Raw genomic sequence first — 13,115 nt, forward strand, 5'->3', positions numbered from 1 at the left:
GCCCTCCGGCGATCCGCATCAGCGGAGCCGGAGGGCGCCTTCGCGCACGAATGCACTCCGCGCGATCAGCCGCCGTTGAAGGCCGGCTTGTAGGCGCGGCAGGCCGAACCGCGCAGGAAGCCGCAATCCGGTCCGGCGCCGGGCACCTCGCCCGCGATCACCGGGATCGTGACGTACGACTTGCTCAGGTCGACGGTGTCGATCACCTTGCCGCCGGTGGCAGGCGTGCTGAACTGCCATGAGGGAAGGTCGCCGCCGGGTGCGGAGACCGTGACCCGGATCCGTGAGCCCTTTCGGAACCCGTGCATCAACGGGTTGATCGGGATCGTGATCTGGTTGAATCCGTCGGCCAGCGGCGTCTGAGTGGTGAAATCGGGGGCGGTGCCGTCGCCGCGGAAGCTCGAGCGCAGCACACCGGTCCCGACCGATGTCTCCTGTCCCCTGCCGTTCACCTCAGAGACCGTGACCTGCAGATCGGTGACCTTCGCCGTGCTCTTCAGCCGGAGGGTCACCGAACCGTTCCCGAGAACCACCTTGTCACGGGAAAGCGGAGCGCTGATGAAGCCCAGCCCGCTGCGGCCCGGTGCGGGCCGCCAGTCGTAGTCCGGGTGGATGCCCCATGCCGCCGCCGTGTCGGTGGAGGCGTTCTTGAGCGTGTTCAGCGGCCGGTTGAGCGGATTGGGCGCGAACGACACGGTTCCGCCGGCGGGCCGGGAACCGAGCCGGCCCTTGTCGTTCAGGAACATCCGCTCGGTGCTCGTGGGCCACGCGGACAGCGATCGCTGCCACGCCGACGAGAGCCCGCCGGGACCGGCTGCGCCACCGCCGTTGTCGAAGAGTGCCCACAGTCGCGGCGTCTGCGCCTTGAAACGAGCTTTCGCAGCGGCGACGGTGCGCGAATCGCTGAAGCGCACCGGCGGGATCTGCTGGCCGGGTGCATTGGTGGCCGCCGGGAACACGACGGTGCCCAGCGGTTGCATGTTGGGCGGCGTGTGCGGCACCTGGTTCGCGACGAACAGTTGCAGGAACTCCGCCCAGCGCGAGAGGATCTGCGGTCCGAGCGAATCGAAGTGATGCCCGTTGATGATGTTGACCCAGACGTTCGGGTTGTGATCGAGATGCTTGATCAGATTGACCCAGTTGGGTCCGGTCTGCTCGTCCTGTGCGGCACCGACCAGGAACACCGGGACGTCGATGCGGTCGGCCCAGTCCGGGATGGAGCGTTCCTGGTACACCTTCGCCGCACGCGTCGGGTTGTCGCGGATCAGCTTGAACACGTTCTGCGTCTGACGGCGGAGCTTCTGATTGTTCGCACAGGTCTTGTCGCCGCCCTCGATGCGCGCCCGCACCCACGGTTGTCCGCCTGCCGGCCCGGGTTGCGCCTGCTGCACCCGTTCGCGGAGCCAGGAGTTCGCGAAACCCTTGTTGTAGATGCCGCCCGGCAGACCGGTGGAGTACAGGTCATCGGTGGTGCTCATCGGCGCGATCGCGGCCAGATGGGGTGGTCGCGTACCCGCGGCGAACATCTGCGAGATGCCGGAGAACGAGATGCCGACCATGCCGACGCGATGCCCCGACACCCATCGCTGGCGTCCCACGGTCTCGATCGCGTCGTACGCGTCGAACGCCGCGACATCGTCGAAGAGGCCGAAGTCTCCTCCACTGCAACCGCTTCCCCGCATCTGAAGGCTCACCGAGGCGAAGCCGAGCATCTGCGTCGCCAGCGTCGAGCCGACGATCACGGAGGTGTCGGGGGCCTGCGGGTCCTTCAGGCCGACCTTCTCCCCGACCGCGCCGACCACCAGGTCGTCCGGTGCGGCGTTCTGGTAGCCGGAGTACTCGATCACGGTCGGAAAGGGCCCGTCCGAGAGCTTCTTGCCGTACGGCAGCCGAACCGTGGCGGCGAGCGAGACGCCGTCGCGCATCGTGATGTAGTTGAGCCCTTCGTGAAGGGTCTGCCCGTACAGCGACGGCGCGGGCGGCGGAGAGTCCTTGCCGGTCACCTCGACCGGCGCGCTCTTGATCCCGGCCCCGACGAAGCGGTAGCGCCCCGGCTGCAGGTCGCGCACGATCAACGATCCGAGCGAATCGGCGACGCCCGAGCCCGCACGATTGCCCGCGTCGTCGACGAGTGTCAGCGCGGTACCCGGCCGCGCGTCGGTCAGATACGCCTGCGACACCCCGCCGCCGACGTGGACTGGCTGTGCCGCGGCGGATTCGCCCGCCGTCCCGACCGCGGCGAGTAGCACGGTCGCCGCGGCGACCGCGGCCGCGGTCCGGCGCAACGCGCGTCTTCCTGAGAACATCTGATCCCCGATTCTGTTCTTCTCCCGGCGCTCCCGCAGCGCACGGGTCACTGCGCGACGTAACCCAGCAGCAGCTGCACACCGCCGTCCGCGATCCGTCGGACCGCTTCACGGTCGCCGGTGGACAGATAGCTGAGAGTCATGCCGTCGGTCATGGCCACGACGATCGTGGCCAATTCCTCGGCCGGGAGCGTCCACGTGACACCGGTGGTCTCGGCCGCGACCACGAGCAGTCCGGAGACGAGCTCGTTGTAGCCGCGGTAAAGACTCTCGGCGAGGTGCTCCAGACCTTCGGTTCGTCGGGCGTAGAGCGCCAGCTCCACCAACGCGTATTCGCGGTCCCGATTCTCGATGAGGTCGTGCATGAAGGAGTCGAATGCGGCCCGCGCGACATCCGCGATGTTCATCTGGGAGGTGGTGAACATCGCCGACGCCTCGCGGAGCCATTCGCCCATGCCGGCCAGCTCTTGCGCGATCCCGGTCTCGACGACCGCGGCGAGCAGATCGTCGCGGGATGCGAAGGCGTAGAACAGGCTCGACTGTCCGACCTGGGCCTCCAGAGCGATCCGACGCGTAGTGGCGGCTTCGACGCCGTCGCGGGCGATCACCCGCATCGCGGCGTCGATCGCTGCTTCGCGCCGCTGTTCCACCGTCAGTCGCGCCATCTGCCCTCGAAGTTGATCAATTGATCGAAACTGTTCTGTGGTGACCGTAGTCACCGGCTAGGCAAAAGGCAACCCCGGCCACTATCTGCGGAGAGTGGCCGGGGTCGCCGTCGTATCCGTCGGTGTGAGATCCGACCGGTCGATGTCAGATCCGGGGGATGCTGCCTCGAGAGCCGTACCGGGCGCGCACGCGCACCGTCATCCGAACCGTCCCGAGATGTAGTCCTCGGTCTCCTTCCGAACCGGATTCGAGAACATGTCGGCGGTGGCGCCGGCCTCCACCAGTTCCCCGGGCCGTCCCGCACCGGCGAGATTGAAGAACGCGGTCTGATCGCTCACCCGCGCCGCCTGCTGCATGTTGTGCGTGACGATCACGATCGTGTAATTGTTCTTCAGCTCGGCCACCAGATCTTCGATCGCGAGGGTCGAGATCGGGTCGAGCGCCGAACACGGCTCGTCCATCAGAAGCACCTGCGGTGACACCGCGATGGCCCGCGCGATGCACAGCCGCTGCTGCTGGCCGCCGGACAGTCCGCCGCCCGGCTTGTCGAGCCGATCCTTGACCTCGTTCCACAGGTTGGCCCCGCGCAGGCTGGCCTCGGCCACGTCGTCGAGTCTGGCCTTGTCACGCACGCCCGCCAGTTTGAGCCCCGCCACCACGTTGTCGCGAATGGACATGGTCGGGAACGGATTCGCCCGCTGGAACACCATGCCCACGGTGGTTCGCACCCCCACCGGGTCCACACCCCTGCCGTACAGGTCGAGTTCGTCGAGCTTCACCGACCCGGTGGTGTACGCCCCTGGCGTCACCTCGTGCATCCGGTTGAGTGTGCGCAGGACGGTGGACTTACCGCACCCCGACGGACCGATGAAGGCGGTCACCGACTTCGGCGCGATCGTCAGGGAGACATCCTTCACGGCGTGGAAGTCGCCGTAGTAGACGTTCAGATCCTCGATGGTCAGACTCTTGGCCATGTCTAGCTTCTCTCCATTCGGGGCCCGGTGAACCGTGACAGCACTCGTGCGAGCACGTAGACGATCGCGACGGCGATCACCAGCGTCAGCGCGGCGCCCCAGACGGTCTCGTAGCCGCTGGGCCCCTTGTTGTATTCCTGCAGCATCATGAGCGGCAACGACTGCTGGTTGCCGGAGAACGGATTCGGGTTCATCGCCCGGGTGGCGCCGACCAGGATCAGCACCGGAGCCGACTCGCCCATGACGCGGGCCACCGCCAGCATGATCCCGGTGATGATCCCCGACATCGCCGTGGGCAGCACCACCCGAAGGATCGTCTTCCACTTCGGGATGCCGAGCGCGTATGCGGCCTCGCGAAGGTCCTGCGGGACGATCTTGAGCATCTCCTCGGTGGACCGGACCACCAGCGGCACCATCAGCAGCACCAGCGCCAGCGCCACCGCGAAGCCGGAACGAGGAAGATCGAGGGTGGTCCGCCAGACCGCGTAGATGAACAACGCGGCGACGATCGACGGCACACCCGAGAGCACGTCGACCATGAAGGTGGTGACGCGCACGAGCGAAAACCGTCCGCGCCTCTTCCCGGTGTCCGCGTACTCCACGAGATAGACGGCGACGAGCACGCCCAAGGGGATCGCGACGGCCGCCGCTATCGCCGTCTGTACGAGCGTCCCCACGATCGCGTTGGCCGCGCCGCCGTAGCGTTCCGATCGCGTCCACCAGTCGATGTCGAGCACCGGTCCGATGCCGCGGGCGATCAGCGTGTACACCAGCCAGCCGAGCGGAAGCACCGCCACGGCCACCGCGGCGATCACCGCGCCGCGCACGGTCGTGTCGGCGACCTTCCGGCGCGGCGAGAGTTGTGTCAGTTCCATATCGTGATTCCTCAGCCTCGAACCCTGCGCGCGATCACACCGCGGGCCGCGGCGTTCACGAGGAAGGTCAAGACGAACAGGACCAGACCGGCTGAGATGTAGGCGCCGGTCTTGATCGGCGAGTCGAATTCGGCCGCGTTGTTCGCGATCACGGTCGCCAGCGTCTGACCGCTCTCCATCAGGTTGAAGTTGATCGGTCCGGCCGTGGAGATGATCAGCAGCAGCGCCATCGTCTCGCCCAGCGCACGGCCCAGTCCGAGCATGGCGCCGCTGATGTAGCCGGAGAGGCCGAAGGGCAGGACCGCGTATCGCACGACCTCCCACTGGGTGGCGCCGAGGGCCAGGGCGGCCTCACGCTGGTTTCGCGGCGTCTGCGCGAAGACCTCGCGGGTGACCGCGGTGATCACCGGCAGGATCATGATCGCCAGCACGATGCCCGCGGTGAGGAGGGTGCCGCCGGTCGACATGTTCGCGACGTTCGCCGGCTGCCGGAAGAACGGGAGGAAGCCGAGGTGATCGACCAGCCATTGGTTCGGCCCCACCATCGCCGGACCGAGCACCAGGATTCCCCACAGGCCGTACACGATCGACGGGATCGCGGCCAGCAGGTCGACGACGTACGCGATCACCGTCGCGAGCCGCTTGGGCGCGTACTCGCTGACGAACAGTGCCACGCCGAGCGCCACGGGCATCGCGATCACCAGTGCGATCACCGACACCAGCACCGTCGCGTAGAGCTGCTGGGGGATGCCGAACTTGATCTCACTGCCCGCCACCACCCACGACCCGGTGTATGTGAAGAAGCCGACGGTGTTCTTCGCGAGCGCAGGGACCGCCTGAATGAGCAGGAACAGCGCGATCAGCCCGATGACGATCGAGACCAACAGGCCCGAGCCGGTGGCGAGCGACGACATGACGCGGTCGCCGAGACGGCTGACCGCCGAGCCGGACGCGGGGCCCGACTCGGCAGTCAGCGATCGCTCACCGGCCGCCCGCGGCGACGGGGTTCCGCCGGCCACGGGCGTTTCGGACACGGCCGGGTCCCCGTCGGCATCTGCGCGGGAGGTCACGGGAGTGTCCGAGCGAGTCACAGCGCGTTGATCGTTCCGCGCAGCTTGGCCTGGAAGGCCTCAGGCAGCGGGACGTAACCGAGCTTGTCGAGGCCGTCCTGGCCCTTGTCCAGGATCGTGGTGAACGCGGACTTCAGGTTGTCGGAGACCGCCGAGTCCGAGTAGCCGGTGGAGCACACGATCTCGTAGGTCGTGAGCACCAGCGGGTAGGCGCCGGTCTCCTTGAGTCGGTAGAGGGCGTCGGTGTCGACCACCAGGTTCTTGCTGGACGGGTCGACGAACTGAGCCGCGTCGAGAGCCTTCGCGGCGGTGTCCTTGGTCAGCTGAGTGGGTCCGGCGCCGAAGTCGACGGCCGCCACGCTCAGCTCGTTCTCGGTGGCGAAACCCCACTCGACGTAGCTGATCGAGCCCTCGGTCTTCTTGACCGTGTCGCCGACGCCGGTCGACTTCGAGGCACCCGAGCCGCCGTGGCCGGCCCACTCCTTGCTGTGCTCGTACGGCCAGTCGGCCGGTGCGGCGGTGTTCAGGTAGCGCGTGAAGTTGTCGGTGGTGCCGGAGCTGTCGCTGCGGTGCACCGGCACGATGGCCGTGGCCGGGAGCTTGACGCCCGGGTTGAGCGCAGCGATCGCGGGATCGTTCCACTTGGCGATCTTGGAGTCGAAGATCTTCGCGAGTACGGGCGCGTTGAGGTTCAGCTGCTCCACACCGGGAAGGTTGAACGCGATCGCGACCGGGCCCGCGACCAGCGGCAGGTGCCAGGCCTCGTTGCCCGAGCACCGGCTCTTGGCGTCGGCGGCCTCAGCCGGCTTGAGCGGCGAGTCGGAGCCGGCGAAGTCGACGTCGCCCGAGATGAACTTCTTGATTCCGTCGCCGGAGCCGGAGCCCGTGTAGTCGAGGATGACGCCGCCGTTGTCGGTGAGGACCTGCGAGAAGTGCTCCATGGCCTTCTGCTGGGCCGTGGACCCTTCACCGGTGACGGTGCCGGACGAGGAGTCGCCGTCACCGCACGCGGTGAGGACGAGGGAGGCCGCGGCGATGCCGGCAACGGCGGCGCCTGCGGTGCGGACGAGCTTCGGGGACGCGCTCATGGGAGTCGGGGTGCCTTTCGATCTGTTCAGGTATCGAGGCGAAACTATCGACGCCCGGTTAGGACAGAGCGACCGGCGAGTGACGGCCCGGGTAACAGTCCGGGCACGAAAATGAACGGCTGGTTGACGCCGGGTTCAGCCCCGGCGATAGGCGATGTCGGCGGTGTACCGGGTGAATCCGAGCCGCGAATACGTGCGCAACGCCGCAGAGTTGTCGCCCTCGACGTACAACTCCACTTCGTCGAGCCCGCGGCCGCCGGGGCGCAGGTCGGCCATATAGCGCAGGCCGGCGAGCGTCAGCAGCGCGCCGAGGCCACGGCCCTGCGCGGCGGAGTCGACGCCGACGATGTACACCTCGCCGAGGGGCGCGGCTCCGTCGGCGGCGGGATGGATCTTCGTCCAGTGGAATCCCAGCAGGACGTCCGGGTCGGCGGCGTCGAACGCCAGGAATACACCGTCGGGATCGAACCAGTCCGCGCCGGTGCGGGCGGCGATGTCGCGCAGCGTCCATCCGCCCTGCTCCGGGTGCCAGGAGAAGGCGTCGTTGTTCACCCGGAGGATCTCCGCGTCGTCGGACGGTCCCGCGTACGTACGCAGCGCGATGTCCTCGCGCCGGGGGAGATCGGGCAGCGGCTGTGCCACGGGCCTGCGCAGTTGCAGCAGTTCGCGGGCACGGACCAGACCGAGTGCCGCGGCGACGGCGGCGGCCGCGGGCAGGTCGCCGTGCGCCCACACCTGCGGCGGTTCCGAGCCCGGCAGATCGCCGGCGGCGGTCAGGGCGGCGTCCACGAGAGCACGACCCTCCCCGTGGCCCCGGTGGTCGGGGTCCACCACCGCTTCCACTATCGCCGCGCCGCCGTCGCGCGCCGCGAGGACGTTGGCGTATCCATGATCGGTGAGGACATGCAGGTCCGCCCCCGAGTCGATCGCGAGGCGCGCCTGCTCGGCGAGCGGCGCGATACCGTCGACGCGTTCGGCGCGTTCGCACACCTCGCGCGCGAACGCCGAGTCGTCGGCGGTCAGGGAGTCGGAGACGACGCGGTGCCGGATCTGCTCATTCATCACAGTCCAATGTATCGGCAGCCGGCGACCACTCGTCCTACCCTGTCTCGTCCTGCTCGGTGTCGTCGCCGGCGGTGTCGCCGCCGTCGCGGTCGCCCCGGCGCGTCGGCCGCACAGCCTTGTACCCGACGTTGCGCACGGTGCCGATCAGTGACTCGTGATCACTGCCCAGTTTGGCTCGCAGACGCCGGACGTGGACGTCGACTGTGCGGGTGCCGCCGAAGTAGTCGTAACCCCACACCTCGTGCAGCAGCTGGGCCCGGGTGAAGACCCGGCCCGCGTTCTGCGCGAGGAACTTCAGCAGCTCGAACTCCTTGTACGTGAGATCGATCGGCTTGCCCCGCAGCCGGGCCGTGTAGGTGGACTCATCGATCACCAACTCGCCCAGGGTCACCTTGTCCGGCTGCTCGTCCACGCCACCGGTCACGCGCGTCGACACCAGGCGCAGCCGGGCGTCGAGCTCCGCGGGTCCGGTGGCCGGCAGCAGGAAGTCGTCGACGCCCCAATCGGCGTTCACCGCGACCAGTCCGCCCTCGCCGACGACGGCCACCACCGGGGCGGTGCCGGTGTCCGACACCAGCCGGCACATGGTTCTCGCACCCGCGAGATCGCTGCGCGCGTCCACCAGGATCACCTGTGGTTCGCCCAGCTGCACCAGCGAGGACGTCTGGGCAGGCAGCACGGCCACCTGATGGGACAGCAGGGAGAGCGATCCCAGGACGGCTTCGGCAGTTTGCTCTTCGGTCAGCAGCAACAGGTCCACACACCACTCCGATCTCGTCGTGGCCTCAGCACTGTGGGCTGTCGATCGACGCTGGTCGCAGCACCCGGTTATCAGATGACAGAATAGCGCCGATGCTCCTCACCGCCCACGACCCCCCGAAACCCGCGTCCCGCCGGTACCTGCGAATCGGTGCCTGGATCGCGGTCGTCCTCGTCGTCGTGGGCGTCCTGGCGCTGATCGCCGACGACTTCGCGGCGTCCCGCGCCGAGCACCGCCTCGCACGCGCCGTCCAGGCCTCACCCGGAGTCCCCTTCGAACCGGATGTGATCATGGCCGGCTTCCCGTTCCTCGCGCACCGCTCTGAGGGGAACTTCAGCTCGGTGCTGATCAGCGCCGACGGCGTCCCGATCGAGGGCTGCTCCGGCGTGCCGGTGTGCACCTCGACAGTCGACGCTCGGCTGCAGAGCACCGACCTCGGCCCCACCGGCGATCTGGGCCCGCGGACGGAGCTGCGGGCGCAGTCGATGCGGACCGAGACACGAATCAACTCCCCCACCCTCGGACGCCTGATGGGGATCGTCGATCTCTACATCAATACCCCGGCTCCCGAGGACAAAGTGGGCGGCGGCGGGCCGGGCGACGGCCTGCTCGAGCGCACCGAGGGCATCATGCTGAGCGGAACCGTCCCTCTGCCCGGCTCGCCGGAGACGCAGAACGGCTATCCCCCGTCGGCCGCGAAGTACACCGCGCCGAAGGTCAAGGTGAGCGTGAAGGCTCGCGTGTCGGTGGTCGACGGCCGTGTCCGCATCGAAGCCACCGACTTCTACACCGGACCCGAGGAGCACTACTCCGCCGACGTCCCAGAGGAATTTCGATCAGCGGTATTAAAAAGGTTTTCAACCACTCTTCCGGCCCTCCAGATGGCCTGGGGAACCACCGCGAAACATGCCCTGAGCAGGGGAAGCGACCTTGTGGCCGTCAGCGAGACCGGACCGGTGTCGGTGCGCGCCGTCGACTACGCGAAACCGCTCCCGAGCAGGCCCTGATTTCTGTTGTAGGGTCGGGTCCATGCAGCACCGACGTGGGCTGATGCTCACCCGCCGATTGGCGATCGACCTCTGTCGCGTCGTCGACTGCTGCTGTCGCTTGCCGGTGACGCACCGGGTGTGATGCACCGCTGACGATCTCAGCCGCATCCTCCACCGTCTCGTCGCAGACGACCGCCGTCCCCGGCCCGGAACACCCGTCGCCCAGTGCGACGAACTCGCCGTCTGGCGCGGCCTCACGCCGCGCGCGGTGATCATTTCGAAAGGAACCGAAATATGGCACGCTCCGATGTGCTCGTCAGCGCTGACTGGGCTGAAGAGAACCTCAACACCGACAAGGTCGTGTTCGTCGAGGTCGATGAGGACACCTCGATCTACGACAGCAACCACATCCCGGGCGCCATCCGCCTCGACTGGCGTAAGGACCTGCAGGACGGCCTGCGTCGCGACTTCCTGGACGCCGAGCGCTTCTCCGCACTGCTCAGCGAGCGCGGGATCGCGAACGACGACACCGTCGTCCTGTACGGCGGAAACAACAACTGGTTCGCCGCGTACGCGTACTGGTACTTCAAGATCTACGGTCACAAGGACGTCCGTCTGCTCGACGGCGGCCGCAAGAAGTGGGAGCTCGACGGCCGTCCGCTCAGCGCCGACGCTGTGACCCGCCCGGCCACCGACTACGTCGCCCAGGCCGCCGACAACTCGATCCGCGCCTTCCGCGACGAGGTGATCGACTCGATCGGTTCCAAGAACCTCGTCGACGTCCGCAGCCCCGACGAGTTCTCCGGCAAGATCGCCGCTCCGGCGCACCTGCCGCAGGAGCAGGCGCAGCAGCGCGGTCACGTTCCGGGCGCCATCAACATCCCGTGGTCGACCACCGCCAACGAGGACGGCACCTTCAAGTCCGACGCAGATCTCACCGCGTTGTACGCGGACAAGGGCTTCGACGACGCCAAGGAGACCATCGCCTACTGCCGTATCGGCGAGCGCTCCAGCCACACCTGGTTCGTCCTTCAGGAACTGCTCGGCAAGAAGAACGTCAAGAACTACGACGGCAGCTGGGTCGAGTACGGCTCGCTGGTCGGCGCTCCGATCGAGCGCTGAGCCGCCCCGCAAACTCCCCCATCGACAGTCTCTGAGAGGACTAGTGACATGTGCGCAGCACCCAAGCAGGGTCAGACCCTCCCCGCCGGCGTCGACACTGAGAAGGAGACCGTCCTGACCGGTCAGGTCGTGGACGGTTCGGGCAACCCCGTCGCGGGCGCCTTCGTCCGTCTGCTCGACGGCACCGGCGAGTTCACCGCCGAGGTCGTCGCCTCGGCCACCGGCGACTTCCGCTTCTTCGCCGCCCCGGGCACCTGGACTCTGCGCGCGCTGAGCTCGCAGGGCAACGGCGACGTGACCGTCTCGCCCGAGGGGCCGGGCGTCCACAACCAGGACGTCACCGTCGCGAAGTGATTCGCGCGTAGCTGTTCGACGAGGCCCCGGTCCGCTGCTGCTGACCGGGGCCTCGTCGTCTGTGCGGCAATCTACGCAGCATCCGCTCAGTTCACCGGCCGACGCTCGCTCCCTCACCGCGCGTTCACCGCTCAACTGAGCGAATACCCCGCCACGTCGCGAACAACGGAACCGATGCGTCGGCGCCTGCGTCCAATTCATATGTGGCCTATCGACGAACACGGACTGATCTGGCGTGCCGACGCCCTCGACTGCGGTGTCACCGAGCTGGAGCTGAGACAGGCCCGTCGAGAACGCCGGATCTACGACGTCGGGCGCGGCGCTTTCGCCTTGGCGAGCGCGTATCCCGCCGAGCCCAGCGCAGCGGCCCGTCAGCACTATCGGTTCCGATGTCTGGCGGCAGGAGCCGCAGCGGCCCGTCGCGAAAGCGACGGTCGAGTCGTCAGCCATCAGTCGGCCGCGGCGATCCTCGGGCTGGACCTGCTGCTCCCCGATCGGCGGCTCGTTCACCTCACCAACGGCCGGAGCGGCGGCGGCAACAGCACCAGGGAACGGATGATCCATTCGGGTCTGGTCGCCGACGACGACGTCATCGAAATCGGCCGACTGCGCCTGACGAATCTCCCCCGCACCGCCGTCGACGTCGCGCTCAGCCAGACCGACTTCGCCAAGATCCTGACGGTCTTCGACGGTGCGCTACGCGCCGGAGTGTCCCGAGCCGACCTGGAACGACGACTCGCGATGCCCCGGCGCGGTGTCGCCAGAGCCAGATTCGCACTGAGCCTCGCGAGCGGGCTGTCAGCGAACCCCGGGGAGTCGTGGAGCCGGGCACAGATGATCGAAGCCGGTGTCCCCGCGCCGAAGCTGCAGTCGGAGTACGTCTTGCCCGATGGGCATCTCGCGATCTGCGACTACGACTGGGACGGACTGGTCATCGGCGAGTTCGACGGATTCGGCAAGTACCGCAGGGAGGTCATCGACACGGACGAGGACGCGGGCGACATCGTGATCCGCGAGAAGATCAGAGAGGATGCTCTTCGCGGCTTGGGCCTCGGCGTCGTCCGATGGCGATGGGAGCATCTTCAGAAGCGCACGCTGGTGCGGCTCCTCCAGCAGCACCTACCGACCTACGGTGTACGCGAATGGGAATCCGCTCAAGCGAGCGGCTTCCGCTCGGTGAGCGACTGAGCGGACCCGCGCGAACTGAGCGGACAGCCGCACTCTCCGACGAGAGCTACGTCAACCGGTCCAGCAGCTCCACGGGATCGACACCGTAGGTCTCGACGATCTGTGCGCCGTCGTCCCCGACGTCGATGATGGCCTCCGGGGTGTAGACGCGATCGACGCACGTCAGTCCGGTCAGCGGGTACGTGCACTGCGGCACGATCTTCGGATCACCGTTGCGGGCGAACAGAGTCATCATCACGAACACCTGCTTGGCGCCGATCGCGAGGTCCATCGCTCCGCCGACCGCCGGGATCGCGTCCGGCGCACCGGTGCTCCAGTTCGCCAGGTCGCCGCCGAAGGAGACCTGAAAGGCGCCCATGACGCATACGTCGAGGTGGCCGCCCCGCATCATCGCGAACGAGTCGGCGTGATGGAAGTACGAGGCGCCCGGCAACTCGGTGACGGGTACTTTGCCCGCGTTGGTGAGGCCGAGGTCCACATCGTCACCCGTCGCCTGCGGCCCCATCCCGAGCATCCCGTTCTCGGTGTGCAGGGTGATTCCGGCGCCGGGGTCGAGATGGTCGGCGATCTGGGTCGGCTGACCGATGCCGAGGTTGACGTAGGAGCCGGCCGGGATGTCGGCGGCGATACGCGCAGCGAGACGCTCCTTCGTCATCGG

Annotated in this window: 13 protein-coding genes; 4 read left to right on the forward strand and 9 right to left on the reverse strand. The window is 67.8% G+C overall.

All coding sequences use genetic code 11. The annotated features are described in order from the left end of the window. Positions 1 to 65: 65 nt before the first annotated feature. The 8 genes from ACZ5QD_RS10800 to ACZ5QD_RS10835 all read right to left on the reverse strand — a co-directional run bounded on the left by ACZ5QD_RS10800 (position 66) and on the right by ACZ5QD_RS10835 (position 8,804). Positions 66 to 2,306, reverse strand: coding sequence for a CocE/NonD family hydrolase (locus tag ACZ5QD_RS10800; RefSeq protein ID WP_464366734.1), 2,241 nt, complete (start codon positions 2,304 to 2,306; stop codon positions 66 to 68). 47 nt (positions 2,307 to 2,353) lie between these two features. Then, positions 2,354 to 2,971 (reverse strand): TetR/AcrR family transcriptional regulator, encoded by a 618-nt coding sequence (locus tag ACZ5QD_RS10805; protein WP_006895701.1) that lies wholly within the window; start codon positions 2,969 to 2,971, stop codon positions 2,354 to 2,356. Positions 2,972 to 3,169: 198 nt separating this feature from the next. After that, the gene (gene pstB, locus ACZ5QD_RS10810) at positions 3,170 to 3,946 is read right to left on the reverse strand and encodes a phosphate ABC transporter ATP-binding protein PstB (RefSeq protein WP_006895702.1); all 777 of its coding nucleotides are present in this window, start codon (positions 3,944 to 3,946) and stop codon (positions 3,170 to 3,172) included. Between the two features lie 2 nt (positions 3,947 to 3,948). Then, on the reverse strand, positions 3,949 to 4,821 hold the full coding sequence (gene pstA, locus ACZ5QD_RS10815; RefSeq protein WP_006895703.1) for a phosphate ABC transporter permease PstA: 873 nt from the start codon (positions 4,819 to 4,821) through the stop codon (positions 3,949 to 3,951). 11 nt (positions 4,822 to 4,832) lie between these two features. Next, positions 4,833 to 5,795 (reverse strand): phosphate ABC transporter permease subunit PstC, encoded by a 963-nt coding sequence (gene pstC / locus ACZ5QD_RS10820; protein ID WP_233500186.1) that lies wholly within the window; start codon positions 5,793 to 5,795, stop codon positions 4,833 to 4,835. 113 nt (positions 5,796 to 5,908) lie between these two features. Beyond that, positions 5,909 to 6,979, reverse strand: coding sequence for a phosphate ABC transporter substrate-binding protein PstS (gene pstS / locus ACZ5QD_RS10825; RefSeq protein ID WP_464366735.1), 1,071 nt, complete (start codon positions 6,977 to 6,979; stop codon positions 5,909 to 5,911). Positions 6,980 to 7,114: 135 nt separating this feature from the next. Beyond that, complete coding sequence (gene mshD / locus ACZ5QD_RS10830; protein ID WP_006895706.1) at positions 7,115 to 8,041, reverse strand: mycothiol synthase; 927 nt, start codon at positions 8,039 to 8,041, stop codon at positions 7,115 to 7,117. Between the two features lie 37 nt (positions 8,042 to 8,078). After that, entirely contained in the window at positions 8,079 to 8,804 is a 726-nt protein-coding gene (locus ACZ5QD_RS10835) for a response regulator transcription factor (RefSeq protein WP_045538353.1), read from the reverse strand. 92 nt (positions 8,805 to 8,896) lie between these two features. Between ACZ5QD_RS10835 and ACZ5QD_RS10840 the strand changes: the two genes are divergently transcribed. From ACZ5QD_RS10840 to ACZ5QD_RS10855, 4 genes are all read left to right on the forward strand, one after another. Then, the gene (locus ACZ5QD_RS10840; RefSeq protein ID WP_006895708.1) at positions 8,897 to 9,811 is read left to right on the forward strand and encodes an LmeA family phospholipid-binding protein; all 915 of its coding nucleotides are present in this window, start codon (positions 8,897 to 8,899) and stop codon (positions 9,809 to 9,811) included. Between the two features lie 276 nt (positions 9,812 to 10,087). Then, the gene (locus tag ACZ5QD_RS10845; RefSeq protein ID WP_006895709.1) at positions 10,088 to 10,915 is read left to right on the forward strand and encodes a sulfurtransferase; all 828 of its coding nucleotides are present in this window, start codon (positions 10,088 to 10,090) and stop codon (positions 10,913 to 10,915) included. Positions 10,916 to 10,963: 48 nt separating this feature from the next. Next, positions 10,964 to 11,269, forward strand: a complete 306-nt coding sequence (locus tag ACZ5QD_RS10850) for a DUF1416 domain-containing protein (RefSeq protein WP_045538354.1) — start codon at positions 10,964 to 10,966, stop codon at positions 11,267 to 11,269. Positions 11,270 to 11,443: 174 nt separating this feature from the next. Next, the gene (locus ACZ5QD_RS10855) at positions 11,444 to 12,457 is read left to right on the forward strand and encodes a hypothetical protein (RefSeq protein ID WP_375003676.1); all 1,014 of its coding nucleotides are present in this window, start codon (positions 11,444 to 11,446) and stop codon (positions 12,455 to 12,457) included. Positions 12,458 to 12,503: 46 nt separating this feature from the next. On the opposite strand, the gene ACZ5QD_RS10860 is transcribed toward ACZ5QD_RS10855, so the two are convergent. After that, positions 12,504 to 13,112, reverse strand: a complete 609-nt coding sequence (locus ACZ5QD_RS10860) for a 3-oxoacid CoA-transferase subunit B (RefSeq protein WP_464367266.1) — start codon at positions 13,110 to 13,112, stop codon at positions 12,504 to 12,506. Positions 13,113 to 13,115: the final 3 nt, after the last annotated feature.

The organism is Gordonia sp. J1A, assembly GCF_055393515.1.